Origin of the sequence: Actinomycetospora corticicola, assembly GCF_013409505.1 — a bacterium.
Taxonomy (GTDB): Bacteria; Actinomycetota; Actinomycetes; order Mycobacteriales; family Pseudonocardiaceae; genus Actinomycetospora; species Actinomycetospora corticicola.
Map to the genome: position 1 here is coordinate 1,875,492 of NZ_JACCBN010000001.1, position 18,877 is coordinate 1,894,368.

The 18,877-nt window shown below is 73.8% G+C and carries 16 protein-coding genes; 6 read left to right on the top strand and 10 right to left on the bottom strand.

Translation table 11 applies throughout. The features are described from left to right. Positions 1–40 precede the first annotated feature (40 nt). Positions 41–1,885, top strand: coding sequence for a SpoIIE family protein phosphatase (locus tag BJ983_RS08980; protein ID WP_179793496.1), 1,845 nt, complete (start codon positions 41–43; stop codon positions 1,883–1,885). A gap of 12 nt (positions 1,886–1,897) precedes the next feature. Here the strand turns inward: BJ983_RS08980 and BJ983_RS08985 are convergent, their stop codons facing one another. Both BJ983_RS08985 and BJ983_RS08990 read right to left on the bottom strand, forming a co-directional pair. Next, entirely contained in the window at positions 1,898–2,788 is an 891-nt protein-coding gene (locus BJ983_RS08985; protein ID WP_179793497.1) for an FkbM family methyltransferase, read from the bottom strand. 157 nt (positions 2,789–2,945) lie between these two features. Continuing rightward, a complete protein-coding gene (locus BJ983_RS08990) occupies positions 2,946–4,328 on the bottom strand; it encodes a sugar porter family MFS transporter (protein WP_179793498.1) in 1,383 nt (460 codons plus the stop codon). Between the two features lie 116 nt (positions 4,329–4,444). Here BJ983_RS08990 and BJ983_RS08995 point away from each other — a divergent pair, with 116 nt between their 5' ends. Continuing rightward, a complete protein-coding gene (locus tag BJ983_RS08995; RefSeq protein ID WP_179793499.1) occupies positions 4,445–4,903 on the top strand; it encodes an SRPBCC domain-containing protein in 459 nt (152 codons plus the stop codon). Here BJ983_RS08995 and BJ983_RS09000 read toward each other — a convergent pair. After that, entirely contained in the window at positions 4,868–5,809 is a 942-nt protein-coding gene (locus tag BJ983_RS09000; RefSeq protein ID WP_179793500.1) for a pseudouridine-5'-phosphate glycosidase, read from the bottom strand. The two genes, BJ983_RS08995 and BJ983_RS09000, sit on opposite strands and share 36 nt — an antisense overlap. Before the next feature lie 124 nt (positions 5,810–5,933). Between BJ983_RS09000 and BJ983_RS32690 the strand changes: the two genes are divergently transcribed. The 4 genes from BJ983_RS32690 to BJ983_RS09015 all read left to right on the top strand — a co-directional run bounded on the left by BJ983_RS32690 (position 5,934) and on the right by BJ983_RS09015 (position 10,598). Then, positions 5,934–6,011, top strand: a complete 78-nt coding sequence (locus BJ983_RS32690) for a putative leader peptide (RefSeq protein ID WP_352231126.1) — start codon at positions 5,934–5,936, stop codon at positions 6,009–6,011. A gap of 132 nt (positions 6,012–6,143) precedes the next feature. Then, positions 6,144–7,346, top strand: a complete 1,203-nt coding sequence (locus tag BJ983_RS09005) for an acyl-CoA dehydrogenase family protein (protein WP_179793501.1) — start codon at positions 6,144–6,146, stop codon at positions 7,344–7,346. A gap of 218 nt (positions 7,347–7,564) precedes the next feature. Beyond that, on the top strand, positions 7,565–8,188 hold the full coding sequence (locus BJ983_RS09010; RefSeq protein WP_218890917.1) for a ribonuclease H family protein: 624 nt from the start codon (positions 7,565–7,567) through the stop codon (positions 8,186–8,188). 271 nt (positions 8,189–8,459) lie between these two features. After that, a complete protein-coding gene (locus tag BJ983_RS09015) occupies positions 8,460–10,598 on the top strand; it encodes an SNF2-related protein (protein ID WP_179793502.1) in 2,139 nt (712 codons plus the stop codon). A gap of 113 nt (positions 10,599–10,711) precedes the next feature. On the opposite strand, the gene BJ983_RS09020 is transcribed toward BJ983_RS09015, so the two are convergent. The 7 genes from BJ983_RS09020 to sbnB form a co-directional block, all read right to left on the bottom strand. Continuing rightward, the gene (locus BJ983_RS09020; RefSeq protein ID WP_179793503.1) at positions 10,712–12,208 is read right to left on the bottom strand and encodes an AMP-binding protein; all 1,497 of its coding nucleotides are present in this window, start codon (positions 12,206–12,208) and stop codon (positions 10,712–10,714) included. Between the two features lie 55 nt (positions 12,209–12,263). Then, on the bottom strand, positions 12,264–12,641 hold the full coding sequence (locus tag BJ983_RS09025; protein WP_179793504.1) for a YchJ family metal-binding protein: 378 nt from the start codon (positions 12,639–12,641) through the stop codon (positions 12,264–12,266). 40 nt (positions 12,642–12,681) lie between these two features. Then, a complete protein-coding gene (locus BJ983_RS09030) occupies positions 12,682–14,949 on the bottom strand; it encodes a serine/threonine-protein kinase (protein ID WP_179793505.1) in 2,268 nt (755 codons plus the stop codon). After that, positions 14,946–15,410: a Rieske 2Fe-2S domain-containing protein gene (locus BJ983_RS09035; RefSeq protein WP_179793506.1), complete on the bottom strand. Its 465-nt coding sequence runs from the start codon at positions 15,408–15,410 to the stop codon at positions 14,946–14,948. The genes BJ983_RS09030 and BJ983_RS09035 overlap by 4 nt, the downstream gene beginning before the upstream one ends. Before the next feature lie 10 nt (positions 15,411–15,420). Next, positions 15,421–16,389, bottom strand: coding sequence for a TauD/TfdA family dioxygenase (locus BJ983_RS09040; protein ID WP_179793507.1), 969 nt, complete (start codon positions 16,387–16,389; stop codon positions 15,421–15,423). Between the two features lie 2 nt (positions 16,390–16,391). Next, a complete protein-coding gene (sbnA, locus tag BJ983_RS09045) occupies positions 16,392–17,657 on the bottom strand; it encodes a 2,3-diaminopropionate biosynthesis protein SbnA (RefSeq protein ID WP_218890175.1) in 1,266 nt (421 codons plus the stop codon). Between the two features lie 125 nt (positions 17,658–17,782). Further along, a complete protein-coding gene (sbnB, locus tag BJ983_RS09050) occupies positions 17,783–18,865 on the bottom strand; it encodes a 2,3-diaminopropionate biosynthesis protein SbnB (RefSeq protein WP_179793508.1) in 1,083 nt (360 codons plus the stop codon). Positions 18,866–18,877: the final 12 nt, after the last annotated feature.

Sequence of the window (18,877 nt, forward strand, 5' to 3'; positions counted from 1 at the left end):
CGCGGGTCGCCGACGCGATGCCGCTCTAGGATGGTCCACGGTGGAGGGACGAGACAGGCAGGACGCGACCATGGGCGGCGTGGGGGTGGCCGCGGGTTCCGACGCGGGCACGGACGTGCTCGCGGCGCCGGACCGGCTGGTCTCCCTGCACGACACCGGGCTCACCTCCACGCCCGACGCGGCGCTCGACGAGATCGCCGAGCGCGTCCGTCGCCTGCTGGGGGTCCCGGTGGCGCTCGTGTCGCTCGTCGATCCCGGCGGGCAGTGGTTCCCGGGCCAGGCGGGCCTGCCGCACCCCTGGTCCGTGCAGCGCCACACCCCGCTGAGCCACTCCTTCTGTCAGCACGTCGTGGCCTCCGCCGAGCCCCTCGTCGTCGTCGACGCCCGCGACGACGCCCGCGTCGACGAGAACCTCGCGATCCGGGACCTCGGGGTGATCGCCTACGCCGGGATCCCGCTCCTCGACGGGGCGGGGAACGTCCTCGGCTCCCTGTGCGCGATCGACCACCGGCCCCGGCGGTGGACGGCCGCCGAACTCGACCTGCTGAGCGGGCTCGCCGCCGGGTGCGCCGCGGAGCTGCGGGTCCGGCTCGCGCTCGCGGCGGCGGTCCGGGACCGCGAGCGGCGGGACCGCGTCGAGCAGGACCTCGCGGCCGCCTACCAGCGCAGTCAGTCGCTGCTGCTGGCCTCGCAGGCCTTCATCGACGCCACGGGTCTCGCCGACATCCGCCGGCGGCTCGCCGACCTCGTCTCCGCCACGTTGCGGCCGGTGTCGGTGCGCGTCGCGGTGCTCGACGACGGCGGGTCCTACCGCCTGCACGACGGGGCCACGACCACCCCCTCGGAGGGCGTGGTCCTCCCCTTCACCCCGGGCGACCGGTCCGGGGGCGGCGAGCGGGAGCTGCTCACCGTCGTCGGAGACGGGGAGGAGTCCGACGACGGGCTCCCCGGCGGCTTCCGCGCCTGGCTCGCCCGCCAGGGCATGCGGGTGGCGCTGGTGATGCGGCTCCTGGGTCGCGACGGCGAGCTCGGGCTGGTGGTGCTCGGCTGGCCCGACGCCCCGCGCCTGGAGGACGCCGACCGGCTGTACGCGACGACGATCGCGGGGTACGTGGCGCAGGCCGTGGCCCGGGTGCGCTTCGTGGAGCACCGGGTGAACGTCGCGCACGAAATGCAGGCCGCGATGCTCGCGCCGCTGCCCGACGTCCCCGGGGTGGAGCTGGTCGCGCGCTACCGGCCCGCGGACGCCCACGAGGACGTCGGCGGGGACTGGTACGACGTGTCCCTGCTGCCCGGCGGCCCGGGTCCGGTGCTCGCGGCGTCGGTGGGCGACGTCGTCGGGCACACCCTGGACTCGGCGGTCCGCATGGGCCAGGTGCGCTCGATGCTGCGTCAGGCCGCGTGGGACGTCGGCGGCGGACCCGCGTCCGCGCTCGCCGCCACCGAGCGGGCGATCACCGGCGACGCGCTCGGGCACGCCGGCACCGCGGTGCTGGTGCACCTGCGTCGCGAGGCCGGCCGGTGGGTCATGACCTGGACCAACGCCGGCCATCCCCCGCCCGTCGTCGTGAGTGCGGCCGGAGCCGTGACCGTGCTGGAGGGCCTGGACCCGCTGTTCGGCTACCCGGTCGCGCTGCAGCGGCCGCGCGGTGACCACCACGCCGTCCTGCACGACGGCGACACCCTGTTCCTGCACACCGACGGGCTCGTGGAGCGTCCCGGCGAGGACCTCGACGAGGGACACCGCCGCCTCGGGGCCGCCCTCGCCCGGCACGCCGGCCTGGCGCCGGACGCCCTGGTCGACGCCACGATCGCCGAGGTCGCGCCGGCCGCCACGGACGACGTGGTGGTGCTCGCCCTGCGCCTCGGCGTGGACGACGACTGACGGTCCGGGGCATCAGCGCGTGCGGCGCCAGAAGCTGTTGTACGGGGTGAGCTTGTCGACGAAGGTCCAGCCGGTGGCCTGCAGGTAGCCGATCACGGCGTGGTCCACGAAGTCCTCGACCAGCAGGAACGCCTCCGCGGCGTGCGAGGTCGTGGCCAGGGCGCCGTCGAGCGCCGGGACCTCGTAGCCCTCGACGTCGATCTTGAGCACGACGACGTCGTCGCGCGGCACCTCGGGCAGCCCGGCGAGCGTCGCGTCGACCGTCGTCACCGCGACCTGCTCACGACGCGCTCCCGCCACGAGGTCGGCGCGCAGCCCGCTGCTGCCCGGCTCCTCGGCGTCGAAGGTGAGCTGGAGCCGGTCGACGGTGCCGTCGCCGCAGGCCGCGCGCACCCGGTGCACCCGGTCGGCGACCCCGTTGCCCTCGACGTTGCGGGCGAGCAGTTCGTGCGAGGCGTAGGCCGGTTCGAAGGCGACCACGGTGACCTCGGGGTCGTGCCGCGCGACGGTCACCGTGTAGGTCCCGAGGTCGGCCCCGATGTCGAGGAACGTCACCGTCCGGCCCGCCGCGCGGTAGCGGTCCAGCTCGACGAGCAGGCGGTCGACGTCCGGGCGCTCGAAGGCCGGGGAGGCGCACGCCGCGTCGATCGTGCCGGGACGGACCGCGAACCGGCCGAAGCGGGAGTCGACCTCGTCGATGTGCAGGCCCCGCAGCGGGGCCGGGCGCCGTCCGGTGGCGCGGGCGACGGAGTAGGACCACTCGTAGGCCGCGAGCCGCAGGCGGTGCGAGCGGACGTCGGTGACCATGCCGACGGTCTTGTCCCGCACGTAGGAGGCGACGAAGCGGGCCTTGTCCCGACGTCGGAAACCGAAGGGGCGCGAGAGGACCGGCGCAGAGGTCATGGTGTGAACATCGCAGCCTGGAGCCGTCGACGTTAGGCCGATCGTGTGAGCAGCACTCGGACGAGTGGCGCCCGCGACCCGTCGTCGGGACGACAGGACCGGGAGTGCGGCGGAGTGCGCCAGGGGTGGTGCATTCCGCCGCACTCGCGCGGCCGGGCTACGCCTGCGCGACGGGCGCCGGCTCCCCCGTGAGCGACCGCTCGATCTCCTCGAGGCTGCGGCCCTTGGTCTCGGGCAGCAGGCGCTGGACGAAGACGAACGCCAGGAACGTCATGACGGCGAAGAACAGGAAGTTCCAGCCGGCCCCGAAGGTGTCGAGCAGCGAGGGGAACGCGAGCGCGACCGCCATGTTGAACAGCCAGTTGAACGTCACGCAGATGCTCACGCCGGCGGCCCGGACGCGCAGCGGGAACAGTTCCGGCAGCGCCACCCACTGCACCGGGCCCCACGAGATCGAGAACGACGCGATGTAGACGATGATCCCGACGAGGGTGAGCGTGAGCAGCAGCGGCCCCTGCGTGAGCCCGACGAGGTTGGTGACCGTCAGCAGGATCATCGCCGCGCACATCCCGAGCGCCCCGAACAACAGCAGCGGCCGGCGGCCGGCGCGGTCGATGAGGAACATCCCGGGAATGGTCATCACCATGTTCACCGCGCCGATCCCGACGTTCGCGAGAATGGCGCCCGAGGCCCCGAACCCGACGTTCGTCAGCAGCGTCGGGGCGTAGTAGATGATCGTGTTGATCCCGACGAAGTTCTGGAAGAACACGAGCAGCATCCCGACGACGAAGATCGGCCGCAGCCGGGGCCGGAGCAGGGCCTTCGGGCCGAGGTCGTCGGTGCCGGACTCGTCGCCCACCGACGCGTGGATCTCCGCGAGTTCGGCGTCGGCGGCCTCCTCGCTGCCGCGCAGCCGCGTGAGCACGGCGCGGGCGTCGGCCTCGCCGCCGGGCTTGTTCGCCACCAACCAGCGCGGGCTCTCGGGCTGGGTGTAGATGCCGACCGCGAGCAGCACGGCGGGGACCACGCCGATGCCGATCATCCAACGCCAGCCGTGGATGTCGGAGAACGCGAAGTCGGTGACGTAGGCCAGGAAGATGCCGATGGTCACGAGCAGCTGCATCAGCGAGGTCAGGCGCCCGCGGATCTCCTTCGGCGCCAGTTCGGAGAGGTACATCGGGACGACGACGGAGATGATCCCGACGCCGATCCCCATCACGAACCGGAACCCGATGAGCATCGCCGCGTTCAGCGCGAGCGCCGCCCCGAGCGTGCCGATCACGAACACCACGCCGCCGGCGAAGATCAGCCGCCGCCGTCCGAGGCTGTCCGCGAGCCGCCCCGAGAGGCCGGCGCCGAGCATCGCGCCCACGAGCAGGCCGGAGACGACGAGGCCCTGCAGCAGCGGCGAGAGCGGGATGTCGTCGGGGATGTAGAGCAGCGCCCCCGAGATCACGCCGGTGTCGAAGCCCCAGAGGATGCCGCCGAGGGCCCCGAAGAACCAGATCGCGGCGGTCCGACCGCGCTGCCGAGTCGCCATGCCAGACCTCACCGTAGGTTGTGTAGCCCAACTTCTCCGGAGATGGTGCAGGCGCTTGCGTCCTGCGGCAACGCGAACCTCACATCCCGACGACAGGTCGGGCAGGATCGGCGGGCATGGCCCGGACCGACCACGCCGCGCGGGTGGTCGCGGCCGCCCCCGCCGCCGTGCGCGCCGCCCTCCTCGACCCCGACGCACTGACGTCCTGGCTCCCGCCGGAGGGCATGCGCGGACGGATCCAGCGGTGGGACCCGCGGCCGGGCGGCGGGTTCCGGATGGAGCTGACCTACCTCGACGCCACGGACGCGCCCGGGAAGTCGACCGCCGGCACCGACGTCGTGGACGTCGCGTTCGGGGCCCTCACCGACGACCGCGTCGTCTGGCGGACGGAGTTCGTCGCCGACGACCCGGCCTTCGCGGGCGTCATGACGATGACGTGGTCGTGGTCGGCGGGGCCGACCGGCACCGAGGTGGTCGTCACCGCCACCGACGTCCCGCCCGGGATCGGGCCGGACGTGCACGAGGAGGCCATGGCGTCCTCACTGGCCCACCTGGCCGCCGTCGTGGAGGGCTGACAGCTCCCGCGCCACCGCTCCCCCGAGGGCCACGTTGGCCCGGTACAGCGCGAGGTTGACCTCGAGACTGCGGCCCTCGCTGGCGCGGTGCAGGTGGTCGAGCAGGTGCGGCGTCGTGTCCTTCCCGCGCACACCCTGTGCCTCCGCGTCGGCGAGGGCGCCCTCGAGCACCGCACGGTGCAGCGCGTCGTCGAGCTCGTCGGCCCCGTCCACCGGGTTGGCCAGCAGCACCGCCGAGTGCAGGCCGAGGGCGTCGCGCGCCCGGACGACCGCGGCGACCTCGGCGGGCGTCTCGACGCGGTCGGCGATCCCGAAGCCCGAGTCGCGCACGTAGAACCCCGGGAACGTCGTCGTCCGGTAGCCCAGCACGGTGACCTGCAGCGTCTCCAGCCGTTCCAGCGTCGCCCCGACGTCGAGGATCGACTTCACACCGGCCGACACCACGAGGATCGGCAGCCCGGCGAGCGCGACGAGGTCCGCCGACTCGTCGAACGTCTCGGCGGCGCCCCGGTGCACGCCGCCGAGCCCGCCCGTGGCGAACACCCCGACCCCGGCCCGGTGCGCGAGCAGCGCCGTCGCCGACACCGTGGTCCCGCCCGACCAGCCCTGCGCCATCGCGACCGGCAGGTCCCGGGTGCCGACCTTGTGCACGTCGTCGGCGGCCCCGAGCCGGTCGATCTCGTCGGTCGACAGCCCGACCGTCGGGCGCCCCTCGATGACCCCGACGGTCGCCGGGACCACCCCCGCGTCGCGGAGCAGCTCCTCGGCGTCCCGCGCGGCCGTCACGTTGCGCGGCCGCGGCAGGCCGTGGGTGATGATCGTCGTCTCCAGCGCGACGACGGGGCGGTGGGCCACGACCGCCTCCCGGACCTCGTCGGACACGGCCACGCCCGGGGTGATCGGCATGGGCCCACCCTGCCCGACGGCCCGACCCGCCACCCCTGCGCGAGGTGCCCCTTCGTGCCACGGGAACGTCGGGATCCTCGCCGCACGCCTTGGTGCGGTCCCGACGGCGGGTTAGGGTCGCTCCATGATCGCGGCGGTGCTGCTGACCACGCGGGGTCACATCGACCTCGCGCGGGTCGCCTCCGCGCTGTGTCGCGGCTGACGTCTCGTCGCCGCCCCGTTCCGCCTCCCGGCCCGCCTCCCGCGTGGGGGAGGCCTCGCGCGCCCGGAACTCCCCTCCCGATGCGGGCCCGCCGTCGTGCGCCGGCCCGTCCCGCCCTGCGAAAGGACCCCCATGACCGCGACCGTCCCGCCCGAGACGACCTCGGACGCGGAGCTCGACGAACGCTTCGCGCCCGTGTTCGCCCGCATCGCCGAGGGCGCGCTGCAGCGCGAGCACGACCGGTCGCTGGCCTTCGACGAGGTGGCCGCCCTCAAGGAGGTGCGGTTCGGCGCCCTGCGCGTCCCCGTCGAGTACGGCGGCTACGGCGCCTCGGTGCGCCAGCAGTTCCGGCAGCTCGTGGCGCTGGCGGCCGCCGAGTCCAACCTCCCCCAGGCCCTGCGCGTGCACTGGTGGTTCGTCGAGGAGCAGCTGCTCGACCAGCCGGGCCCCGACCGCGAGCGGTGGCTGCGCGCCGTGGCCGACGGCCGCCTCGTCGGGAACGCCATCTCCGAGCCCGGGGTCGGCGCGATCGACCGCTACCGGACGACGCTGACGCCGGACGGGGACGGCTTCCGCCTGAACGGCACGAAGTACTACAGCACGGGCAGCCTCTACTCCGACCACATCATCGTGGCGGCCGACCGGGACGGCGAGCGGCTCGCGGTCCTCGTGGACGCCGACGCCGAGGGCATCACCCAGCACGACGACTGGGACGGGTTCGGCCAGCGCCTCACCGCGAGCGGCACCACCGAGTTCAGCAACGTGTTCGTACCCGGGGACCGGGTGCTCGGACCGGGCTACGGGACGCCGGGGCGGACCTACGGCACCTCCTACCTGCAGCTCGTCCAGCTCGCGGTCCTCGCCGGGATCGCGCAGCGGGCCACCGACGACGTGTCCGAGTGGGTCCGCCACCGCACCCGCTCGTACACCCACGCGGTGGCCGACCTGCCGAAGGACGACCCGCTGGTGCAGCAGGTGATCGGCCGCCTGTCGTCGGCCGCCTACGCCTCCCGGACGATCGTCCTCGAGATCGCCGACCAGCTCGACCACATCCTGGTGGGCCACGACGACGACGCCGACCTGCTCGACCGCGTCGAGTTCGACGTCGCGCGCGCCCAGGCCGCGGTGATCCCGACGGTGCTCGACGCCACCACACAGCTCTTCGAGGTCGGCGGCGCGTCGATCACCTCCGAGGCCCTGCGCTTCGACCGGCACTGGCGCAATGCGCGCACCATCTCGACCCACAACCCGCTGATCCAGAAGCTCCGGACCGTCGGCGACCACGTGCTCAACGGCGCGGAGCTGCCCTACGCCTGGAGCGCCGGCAAGCGCTGACCCCCCGCCCCCCGGCGCGAGGGGAACCCTCGAGCCACAAGAACGCTCGAATCCTCCCCCCGCGGCCGGGTGGCAGCGCTGCGCCGTTCGCGAGACGTGCACCAGGCAGACCGACCGGCCGCCGGACCTGCCCCACGTACCACTCGCGGAGGCCCGGGTGGCCACGCGCCGGGGGCGGCGAGCGCGCGTCCGGCGCGACCTACCCTGGCCGCGTGCCGATGACCGCGAAGTACGCGACCACGTGCGGGGTGTGCGCCGCCTCCGTCTCCCCCGGCGAGCAGATCGCGAAGGCCGGTCAGCGGTGGGCGCACGTGGCCTGCGCCGACGGCGCGGACCAGGCGGCCCCGTCGTCGGGAACGACGAAGCGCACGACGGCGAAGGCCGCGAAGCCGGCCCGCGCGGACATGCCCGCCGCCGAGGGCGCCCTCGAGGTGTGGACCGACGGGGCGTGCTCGGGCAACCCCGGGCCCGGTGGCTGGGCGTGGGCGACGAAGGACGGCCGGCAGGCGAGCGGTGGTGAGTCCCCGACCACCAACCAGCGCATGGAGATCCGCGCGGCGCTCGAGGCCGTGCGGGCGCTCGAGGGGCCGCTGGTGGTGGTCAGCGACTCGACCTACGTCGTGAACTGCTTCCGCGACGGCTGGTGGAAGGGCTGGATCGCCCGGGGCTGGGTGACGAGCGCGAAGAAGCCCGTGGTCAGCCGGGACCTGTGGGAACCGCTGATCACCCTGGTCACCGAGCGCGGCGACATCTCCTTCCGCTGGGTGAAGGGCCACTCCGGGGACGAGATGAACGACCTGGTCGACCGGCTCGCCGTCGAGCAGTCGAAGGCCCTCGCGTAAGGCCGTGGCCTGCCCCTGCGCGTGTCCTGTCCCGTTCGAGGTCCGGTCCGCGTATAGTCGGGGCTGCGGCACCATTCGTGGGGTCGCACGGTCCGGGTGACTCACCGGTTCTTCGCAGGGCGGTCCGCTCCTGCGGCGGTGGTCCCGGGCAGCGGGTCGAGGTCGCACCTCGCGGGACGCAGCCAGAGCGTTCCCCGCGGCGCACCCGGCCCTCACTGTCACGCGACAGGCCCGCACGGCGCACCGTCGGCCGTGCACGGAGGAGGAGTACGTGGCTCGAGGAGGCCAGCCCACGCGGGCTCGCCGGGGCGCCGGCGGCAACGACCGGCGCCGTGGTCGCCGGGGCGCCGACGACGTGATGTCGGTGCTCCAGCGCGCCGTGCGCGAGGTCAAGACCGCGCTGGGCAACGAACGCGTGACGCCGTCGGTGCGCACCAAGTTCCAGGCGGTCGCGCTGATGCTGCGCGACGAGCGCGCGCGGGTCCGGGCCGACGAGTCCCTCGGGGAGACCAGGCGCGGCGAGCAGCTGAAGCGGCTCGACGACGTCGCCACCTCGCTCGCGATGAGCGCCGTCCGCGACTCCCGGCTCATGGCGCTGCTCTCCGAGGACGCCGTCGTCTCCGACGAGGCCCGCGCCCTCGAGCGCGACATGCTGCGCAAGGCCGGCGTCGAGGTGGAGCCCGAACCGGAGCCCGAGCCCGAGGAGGAGCCGGTCGCCCCGGTGCGCTCCGGGGTCGTGCCGCAGTCGGTCATCTCGCGCCAGCTGGCCAACCCCTTCATGGAGCCCGACTACTCGATCGAGCGCCCGAGCGCCCCGCGCCCGTCCCGGCTCGCGAGCTGGGAGCTCCTCGAGCCGCTGCTGCGCTCCTTCGAGCGCGCCGGCGCCGGCGCCCCGGCCTGCATGGACCTCCCCGAGCCCGGCTCGCTGCGCACCCGCGGCGGCCAGGACCTCATGCCCCATCAGGGCGAGGTCGTCGAGGCCGTCGCCGAGGGCCACCGCACCTTCCTGCTCGCCGACGAGCCCGGGCTCGGCAAGACCGCCCAGGCGTTGCTCGCCGCCGAGGCCGCCGAGGCGTACCCGCTGCTCGTCGTCGTCCCGAACGTCGTCAAGACCAACTGGGTGCGCGAGGCCGGCCTCTGGTGCCCGCGCCGCGGCGTCACCGCGGTGCACGGGAACGGCGACTCGGTCGACGGCTTCGCCGACATCGTCGTGGTCAACTACGACGTCCTCGACCGGCACGTCGGCTGGCTCGGCGACTTCGGGTTCCGCGGGATGGTCGTCGACGAGGCGCACTTCATCAAGAACAAGGGCTCGCAGCGCTCGCAGCACGTGCTGACGCTGTCGGAGAAGATCCGCTCGTTCGCCGGGCGACCGCTGCTCATGGCCCTCACCGGCACGCCCCTGATCAACGACATCGAGGACTTCCTCGCGATCTGGGAGTTCCTCGGCTGGATCGACGACAAGAAGCCCCTCGGCGACCTCATGGACTCCCTGACCGAGACCGGCCTGACGCCGGCCGACCGGGGCTTCTACCCCGAGGCGCGGCAGGCCGTGGTCGACATGGGGATCGTCCGGCGCCGCAAGGTCGACGTGGCCGCCGACATCCCGGAGCGGCTGATCGCCGACCTCCCGGTCGAGCTCGACGGCCCGACGGGACGGTCCATCCGCGCCGCGGAGCGCGACCTCGCCGCGCGGATGATGTCGCGGTACGACGAGGCCCTCGCGACCCGCCGTCAGGACCGCGAGGTCGAGGGCATCGACCACGACCTGGTCCGCCTCGTCGCGACGTGGGAGCAGAAGGACGCCGAGAACTCCCCCAACGGCGACAACGTGTTCAGCATGATGCGCCGCATCGGGCAGGCGAAGGCGTCGCTGGCCGCCGACTACGCCGCGCAGCTCGCCCGCAGCGCCGGCAAGGTCGTCTTCTTCGCCAAGCACGTCGACGTCATGGACGAGGCGCAGGCGACCTTCGACAAGCAGGGCGTGCGGTGGTCGGCGATCCGGGGCGACCAGTCCCGCACCGCCCGGCAGAAGAACATCGACGCGTTCGTCGAGGACCCCGAGGTCCAGGTCATCGTCTGCTCCCTGACGGCGGCCGGGGTCGGCATCAACCTGCAGGTCGCGTCGAACATCGTGCTCGCCGAGCTCCCCTGGACCGCCGCCGAGCAGACCCAGGCGATCGACCGGTGCCACCGCATCGGCCAGGCGATGCCGGTCACCGCGTGGCGCATCCTCGCGGCGCAGACGATCGACGCCCGGATCGCCGAGCTGATCGACGACAAGGCCGGGCTCGCCGCCGTGGCCCTGGACGGGTCGGACGAGGAGATCGCGTCGGCGGACGCCCAGCACGCGACGTTGGTCGCACTGCTCACCAGCGCGCTGGAGTCGCGGACGCCCGCCCTGTCCTGACGACGGGGCGGGGCTCCCGTCCGGGCCCCGACCCCCGCGAGTGGTACGTCAGGCAGGTCCCGTGCCCCTCGAACCTGCCTGACGTGCACCTCGCGGCGAGCGGGCCGGTTCGGTCACTCCACCTCGAGGTCCGACGGCGGCTCGACCTCGCGGTGCAGGATCTTGCCGGTCGGGCCCTTCGGCAGTGCGTCGACGACCCAGACGTGGCGGGGGTACTTGTAGGCCGCGAGCTGCTCCTTCGCGTAGGCCTTGACCTCCTCGACGTCGATCTCGGCGTCGCCGCGGACCGAGATCGCCGCGCCGACCTCCTCGCCGAGGCGGGAGTGCTTGAGCCCGACCACGGCGACCTCGGCGACCGAGGGGTACTGGTAGAGCACCTCCTCGATCTCCCGCGGGTAGACGTTGTAGCCGCCGCGGATGATGAGCTGCTTCTTGCGGTCGACGATGAAGAAGTAGCCGTCCTCGTCGACCTTCGCGAGGTCGCCGGAGCGGAACCAGCCGTCGGGGATCGACTCGGCGGTGGCCTCCTCGCGGCCGAAGTACCCGGCCATCACGCCCTCGCCGCGGATGGCGATCTCGCCGACCTCGCCGGCCGGGACGTCCTCGCCGTTGTCGTCGACGAGTCGCAGCTCCATGCCCGGCACGGGGAGGCCGATCGAGCCGGCCTTGCGGTCCTGGTCGGGCTGGTTGAACGAGGCGACCGGCGAGGTCTCGGACAGGCCGTAGCCCTCGAGGATCGTGGCCTCGAACTTCTTCTCGAACGAGTGCAGCAGCTCGACCGGCAGGGCGGCGCCCCCGGAGATGCAGGTCCGCAGGCTGCTGGTGTCGGCCTGCGCGTCGGTGTCCAGCAGCGCGCCGTACATGGTGGGGACGCCCTCGAAGACCGTCACCTTCTGCTGCTCGATGATCTCCAGGACCGCCTTCGGGTCGAAGCGCGGGATGAGCGCCAGCGACGCCCCGGACGCCACCGCGGCGTTGAGCCCGCAGGTCAGGCCGAAGACGTGGAAGAGCGGGAGGCAGCCCATGATGACGTCGTCGGGCGTCGTCCGGATGAGCGCCTCGACCGTGGTCCGGCAGTTGGTGTCGAGGTTGTGGTGGGTCAGCATCGCGCCCTTGGGCTGCCCGGTGGTGCCCGAGGTGTAGAGGATGACCGCGAGGTCCTCGTCGCCCCGCTCGACCGGGTCGGTGACCGGCTCGCCGTCGAGCTGCCCGTCGGCGGGCCCGGCGGCGGGGAGCTCGAGCACCTTCAGCCCGGCGGCCTCGGCCGCGCCGCGGGCGGCCTGCGCCACCTCGTCGAGGGCGATGACCACGCTCGCGCCGGAGTCCTCCAGGTAGTAGCTCACCTCCCGCTGGGTGAGCATCGGGTTCATCGGGACCACGCCCGCCCCGACGAGCAGCGCGCCGTAGAAGCCGATCGGGAAGGCCGGGACGTTCGAGGAGACCAGGCCCACCCGGTCCCCCGGTTGCACGCCGAGCTCGAGCAGGGCGCCGCCGACCGCCCGCGCGGACGCGAGGAAGGAGGCGTAGTCGATCTCCTCCCCGCCGGCCCGGAGCGCGATCCCGTCCGGAGACCTGTCCGCCGTGTCGACCAGGTTCTGTGCGAGGTTCACCGTCGTACCCCCAACTGTGTATGCGAGGGGGAATCGAACCACGGATGTCCGACGGTCAGCGCGGGACGGACCCGTCGAGGTACACCCACCGTCCGTCGACGCGCGTGAACCGGCTCCGTTCGTGCTGGGCGCCGTCCTGGTGGTGGGCGCGGAACTCGACGACGCCCTCGGTGTCGAACAGCCCGCCCGCGACGCGGTCGACGATCTCCAGGCCCCGCCACCGGGTGTCGGGCTCGAGCTCGAGCGTGGCGGGCCGGGTCCTCGGGTGCCACGTGCGCAGCAGGTGCTCGACGTCGTGGTGCACGAACGCGGTGTAGCGCGACCGCATCAGGGCCTCCGCCGTCGGCGGGGCCGCCCCGTCGGGTCCGAGGTAGCGCCCGCAGCACGCCTCGAACGTCTCGGACGATCCACAGGGACACCGGCGGGCGGACACGGGCGCCGAGGATAGGCGCCCGCGTCCGTGAGCCGAGCCGTCAGGCGGTGCTCGCGATGTTGAGGACGGTGACGGTGCCGTCGAGCAGGTTGGTCACGTAGGCCTGCCGTCCCTCGGGCCCGACCGCGACGCTGGTCGGGCCGCGGCCGGTCGGGACCGTCGCGGTGATCTGCAGGGTCTGCGTGTCGAGCACCTGGATGGAGTTGGCGTCGACGGGCGCGATGTAGGCGTGCTTGTTGTCGGCGGCCAACGTGATGTCCTGCGGGTGGTCCTGGGTGGGCACCGTGGCGACGACCCGGTTGGTGTCGGTGTCGGTCACCGACAGCGTGTTGTCGTCGTAGTTGGCGTTGAGCAGCATCGGCGAGTTCGGCATCCGCACGATCGAGTGGGGGCTCTTCCCGACGGGGGTCGTGCTCAGGATCGCGTCGGTGCCCGTGTCGATCGTGGTCAGCAGGTTCGACTCGTGGTTGGCCGCGTACAGCCGGGTGCCGTCCGGCGACAGGTCGACCCAGTGCGGGTTCGGGGCCACGACGATCGTGGTGACCACGCTGTCGTCCGCGGTGTCGATGACCGTGATCGAGCTGGAGTCGTGGTTGGGCACGTAGACCCGCGAGCCGTCCGGCGAGACGTGCAGCGCGAACGGGCGCTTGCCGGTGGGCACCCGGGCGACCACGGCGGCCGTGCCGGTGTCGATGACCGCGACCTCGCTGACCGAGTAGTCCTGGTTGGTCACGCTGACGTAGGCCCGCGAGCTGTCCGGGGAGAAGGCGACGAACTGCGGTCCGCCCTCCGGGACCGCGATGGTGCCGGTGACGGTGTTCCGGGTGGTGTCGAAGACGGTGACCATCCCGGCCTGCCGGTTCGCGATGTAGGCGAACTTCCCGCTCGGCGCGATCTCCATGTAGCCCGGCGTCGGCCCCACCGGCACGGTCTGCGCCACGGTCGGGGTCGCCACGGAGTTCGCGACGACGGGTCGGGTCGGCGCGGCCGCCCCGCCCTGCTGCCCGGCGGCGAACCCGCCGCCCCCGGAACCGGTGCTCCGGCCGACGACGACGCCCACGGTGACGGCGACGACCACCACCAGCAGCACCACGGCCGCGGCGAGCAGGACCGTCCGCCGCCCCCGGGGCGACGGCGCGGGGGCGCCCGCGGACTCGGCGGGCCGGCCGGGTGGGGACGGCGGGGACGGCGGTGGTGACGACGGCGGGGTCGGTGCCGGTGCCGGTGGCGGCGCGGCCCGCCCGGACGACGGGCCGGCCGTCCGGGGGCGGCCGGAGGTCGGGACGGCGGTCGTCCGGGCCTCGGTGCCCGTCGGCGCCTCGGCGGTCGCGACCGTGGTGGTGGGGGCGTCCAGCGCGGTGGCCGCCCCGGCGGGTGCCGCGGGGGCGGACGGCGGGGCGGACACGGACGCGCCGGCGGCCACCGGGACGGGGGCCGACGCGGGCGCGGAGACGCTCGGCGCGGGCTCGGGGACCGGGACCGGGCCGGACGTCGACGCCCCGAGGGCCGCCCGGGCGGCGCGGGCGAGCTCGCCCGCGCCGGCGTAGCGCTCGGCCGGGTCCTTGGCCATCCCGCGCACGACCACGTCGTCGAGCGCGTCGTCGATCCCGGGCACGACCTCGCTCGGGCGCCGCGGGCTGAGGTAGACGTGCGCGTACATCTGCGACGGGAGGTCCGAGCCCGGGAACGGCTTGGCGGCGGTCAGGCACTCGAAGAGCACGCAGGCGAGCGCGTAGACGTCGGTCCGGGCGTCGACCTCGCGGTTCTCGAACCGCTCGGGCGCCATGTAGTCCAGGGTGCCGAGCGTGGCCCCGGAGACCGTCGCCCACGACCGGGTGTGCCCCGCGGCGTGCGCGAGGCCGAAGTCGACGACGTAGGCGAAGTCGCTCGGCGTGACGAGGATGTTGGACGGCTTGATGTCGCGGTGCACGAGACCCTCGGCGTGGGCGGCGTCGAGGGCCTCCGCCACCTGCGCGACGAGGGCGACGGCGCGCTCGGCCCCGAGCGGCCCGGTCTCCTCGATGACCTGCGCCAACGGCTTGCCGTCCACGAGCCGCATGTCGATGAAGAGCCGGCCGTCGATCTCGCCGTAGTCGTGGATCGGGACGACGTGCGGCTCCCGGAGCTTCGCGACCGCGTAGGACTCCTGCCGGAACCGGCGCTGGAAGATCGGGTCCCGGCTCGTCGACTCGGGCAGCAGCTTGAGCGCCACGTCCCGGTTGCGCCGGGTGTCGAACGCGCGGTGGACCTGCCCCATCCCGCCCGCGCCGATGAGCTCGCCGATCTCGTACTGCCCGAACACGGTCATCCCGTCCGCCCTGCCTCGTCGAGTACCAGTTGTCCGCGGTCCACCCGGACGGGCCGGGCCGCGAGCGGACCGAGGGCCGGGCCCCGGGTGACCGCGCCGTCGAGGTCGAAGCGGCTGCCGTGGCAGGGGCAGACGATCGCGGCGTCGGTGACCTCGCCGACGAGGCACCCGTCGTGCGGGCAGACCGCCGAGAAGCCGCGAAGATCGCCCGCCGTCGAGCGGGTGACGACGACGGCGAAGCGCTCGTAGACGACGCCCCCGCCGCGGGGCACCGCGTCCGCCGGCCCGAGAACCGTGCCCGGTCCCCCGGCCACGGCGCCGCCCACCGGGCGGCCGGGCGCGAAGCCGGCGCTCCCCCCGGACGGCGGCGCGGCGGGACCGCAGGCCGCCGTCAGCGAGGCCAGGACCCCGCCGGCCAGGACCGCCCGCCGGTCCGGGCGGGTGCACCGCTCGTGCGCCACCTCCCGCTCCCTACATCCGCACCGGGTCCGCCATCCCGACGACGACGGTGCGGTCGCCCTCGTAGGCGTCCCGTCCGTGCGCGGTCCGGATGTTGTCGACCACCAGTAGGTCCCCGGCCTGCCACGGCTCGCGCAGCGTGTGCGCCGTGTACGCCCCGTTGATCAGGTCCACGACGTCCTCGCCGATGGGCTCCCCCTCGCCGAAGCGGGTGGTGAACGGCAGGCCGTCGGGTCCGTGGAGTTCGACGAGGTACTCGCGGACGTCGGGGTCCAGGGCCCACTCGCTGAGGAACGCCACCTGGTTGAACCAGCAGGGCCGCCCGTCGACCGGGTGCCGGACGATCGCGCGCCGCCGCTGCCGGGTGCGCAGCCCGCCGTCGGGGTCCCAGGCGAACTCGATGCCGTTCGCCCGGCAGTACTGCTCCACCGCGCCGCGGTCCCCGGTGCCGAACGCCTCGGCCCAGGAGGCCCCGATGTCGTCGTTGTAGTGGCGGACCAGCAGCCAGCCCTCCCGCTCGAAGCGGGCGACGAGCGCGGGCGGGAGCGCCTGCAGCACGGCCGCCCCGTCCCCGACCGGGGTCGCGCCACCCCGTGCGGGCGCGGCCAGACAGGCGAAGAACATGAAGGCCGGCGGGTCGGGCACGTAGCTCAGCTCGTTGTGCAGGCACATCTGCTGGCTCGCGGGCCACGGGGTGGCCGACTGCAGACCGTCGACGAGGCGGGTGCGCGGCGCGAACGGCTCGCGCTCGCCGGTCAGGCCCCCCGAGGTCAGCCGCTGCATCACCGCGGCCGTGACGGCCTGGTCGCGCAGCCCGAGCCCGCGCACCAGCACCGACCCGTGGCGGGCCAGGATCTGGCGCACCTCGGTGCGGTGGTGGTGCGCCCAGCCGACGGGGTCGGCGGCGCCGTCGGCGCGCAGGACCGGCGGGCGGCCGGCCTGCAGGTCGAGCGGGGCGGGGGGTCCGAGGGTCGCGGACATGGTCACTCCTCCGACGGCGGGGGTGGGACGGCGGCGCCCGCGTCGGGCAGCCGGTGCGGGCGGGAGAGCTGGCCGGCGCTCCCGTAGTGCTCCTCGCGCCACGCCGGGGAGTACACGGTGTCGAGGTAGCGCTCGCCCTGGTCGGGCGCGAGGGTCACCGCGGGCGTGGTCGGGGTGGCGTGCCGGGCGAGCCAGCGGGCGGCGCCGGCGACGACGGTGCCGGTGGAGCCTCCGAAGAGGAACCCGCGCATCGCCAACCGCTGGCACATCCGGACGGTGTCGGTCTCCGGGACGACGACGACGTCGTCGACGAGGGAGCGGTCGAGCGCCGGCGGCGTCATACCCATGCCGAGCCCGGGGATGTGCCGCGGGGACGCCGGTCCCCCGAAGCTCACCGACCCCTCGACGTCGATCGCGACGACGCGGACGTCGGGCCGGTGCTGCTTGAACCAGCGGGCGTTGCCCATGAGCGTGCCGCAGGTCCCCGCGCCGACGAAGAGCACCTCGAGCCCGGGGAACGCCCGGGCGATCGCCGGGGCGGTCGCCGCGTAGTGGGCGCCGGCGTTGGCGGGGTTCTCGTACTGGTTGAGCCAGACGGTGTCGGGGTTGCGGTCGCAGAGGTCCTTCAGGTGTTCCAACCGGGCCCCGAGCAGCCCGGTCTCCGGGTGCGGCGTGGAGATCACGTGCACCTCGGCGCCGTAGGTCTCCATGAGGCGGCGGGTCTGCGGATTGCACCGGTCGTCGGTGACGCAGATGAATCGGTAGCCGCGATTCGCACTCACCATTGCGAGGGCGACCCCGAGATTGCCCGACGACGACTCCACGATGATCGACCACGGATTGAGCTGGCCCGCGATCTCCGCGGCCTCCACCATCGCGGCCGCCGCCTTGAGCTTCACCGAGCCCGCGAAGTTCATTCCCTCGACCTTGCAGAACAGCGCCTGGTCCACGATCGGACGCAGGTCGACGAACAGGTCGTGGGTGTTGAACTGCTGGGGGGCCGAGACGACGTTCGGCGCCGGGCCGTGCGGCGGCCGGGACCGGGGCGCGGGCGGCGCCGGCGCGGGTGGTCCCGCCGTCCGGCGGCCGTCGCGCACCGGCGGCGGGCCCGACCGGCCTGACCGTGGATCCGGCGCGACCAGCGCCGCCCGGCCGTCGTCGGTGTAGGAGACCTGCACCGTCGTGCCCGGGGCCACGGCGACGGTCGCCGCGTCGAGTCCGTGCAGCTCGATCCGCACCGTGGTGCCCGAGTCGTCGGAACGGTTCATCGCCCTACCCCCTCACCCTGGTCCCGTGTGGCGCACAGCATGTCCCATCCGGACGCTCTCCGGAATTGACCTGACACTTTTCGCCACGCCCGGTCACCCGCGGTCACCGACCATTCTGGAATCGTTCAACGTCGCTCGGGCCCGGTCCCGTAGCGCTGCATCTCGTGGAAGAAGCCGTCGATCTCCTGCAGGTTCCCGGCGTGGGCGATCTCGTCGTACACGGCCTTTCCGACGGCGAGATCCAGAATGCCGAGCCCGAACGGCGAGAACACCACGGTCCGGCCCTCCGGCGGTGTCAGCCGGCCCGCCATCACGTCGTCGAGCGTGCCGTCGACGAAGTCGCGGTGGCCCACCTGCTGCTCCGCGAGGTGCAGCGAGGTGTTGGCGCGCAGGCAGTGGTCGACGTCGTCGACGACGTTCGTCGCGTCCAGCACGATCTCCGGGGCGAGGTCGCGCAGCGACACGTGCAGGACCAGGGGGTGGTGGTCGAACCAGGCCGGGTCGTGGACGTGCGGCTCGCCGGCCACCGTGGCGAAGACGACGAGGTCACTGCTCCGGATCAGCGACCCGGCGTCCTCGTGGACGGTCACCGCGGTGGTCGGGTCGTGGCGGTCGAGGTAGCCGCGGAAGCCGGCGGCGCTCTCCGGGTTCAGGTCGAACACCCCGACCTCGTCGAACTCCCACCCGGTCCCCGAGAGGTAGGTGTGCAGGTAGCGCGCGATCAGCCCGACGCCGAAGAACCCGACCCGCCGGGGCCGCGTCCGCCCGGCGGTGAGCCGGTCGGCGGCGAGCGCGGCCGAGGCCGACGTCCGCACCGCGTTGATGATCGAGGCCTCGAGGCAGGCGAACGGATAGCCGGTCGCGTGGTCGTTGAGGATCAGGACGGCCGACGCGCGCGGGCGGCCCTCGGCGACGTTGTCGGGGAAGCTGGACACCCATTTGATGCCGTCGACCCCGACGTCACCGCCCACCGAGGCGGGCAGCGCGATGATCCGGGAGTTCGGCTTGTCCGGGAAGCGCAGGAAGTACGACGGCGGGTTGCTCGTCCGTCCCTCGCCGTGCATCCGGTAGGCCTGCGCGACCACGTCGACGATCTCGCGCTCGCGGCCGTGCAGGGCGGCGGCGACCTGCGCCCCCGGGACGACGGCGAAGCCGGGGATCCCGCCGGTCGCGGCGGGGGCGGGTGCGGGGGCAGCGGCGGTGGACATGGTCGCCTCCTG

Excerpts from the sequence above, each read along its gene's own strand:
- BJ983_RS09000 (WP_179793500.1), bottom strand. The coding sequence starts at position 5,809 with ATGCCGATCACCCCGGGCGTGGCCGTGTCCGACGAGGTCCGGGAGGCG.
- BJ983_RS09010 (WP_218890917.1), top strand. The coding sequence starts at position 7,565 with ATGACCGCGAAGTACGCGACCACGTGCGGGGTGTGCGCCGCCTCCGTC.
- BJ983_RS09040 (WP_179793507.1), bottom strand. The coding sequence starts at position 16,389 with ATGTCCGCGACCCTCGGACCCCCCGCCCCGCTCGACCTGCAGGCCGGC.
- BJ983_RS09030 (WP_179793505.1), bottom strand. The coding sequence starts at position 14,949 with ATGACCGTGTTCGGGCAGTACGAGATCGGCGAGCTCATCGGCGCGGGC.
- BJ983_RS32690 (WP_352231126.1), top strand. The coding sequence starts at position 5,934 with ATGATCGCGGCGGTGCTGCTGACCACGCGGGGTCACATCGACCTCGCG.
- BJ983_RS08995 (WP_179793499.1), top strand. The coding sequence starts at position 4,445 with ATGGCCCGGACCGACCACGCCGCGCGGGTGGTCGCGGCCGCCCCCGCC.
- sbnB (WP_179793508.1), bottom strand. The coding sequence starts at position 18,865 with ATGTCCACCGCCGCTGCCCCCGCACCCGCCCCCGCCGCGACCGGCGGG.
- BJ983_RS08985 (WP_179793497.1), bottom strand. The coding sequence starts at position 2,788 with ATGACCTCTGCGCCGGTCCTCTCGCGCCCCTTCGGTTTCCGACGTCGG.
- sbnA (WP_218890175.1), bottom strand. The coding sequence starts at position 17,657 with ATGAACCGTTCCGACGACTCGGGCACCACGGTGCGGATCGAGCTGCAC.
- BJ983_RS08990 (WP_179793498.1), bottom strand. The coding sequence starts at position 4,328 with ATGGCGACTCGGCAGCGCGGTCGGACCGCCGCGATCTGGTTCTTCGGG.
- BJ983_RS09005 (WP_179793501.1), top strand. The coding sequence starts at position 6,144 with ATGACCGCGACCGTCCCGCCCGAGACGACCTCGGACGCGGAGCTCGAC.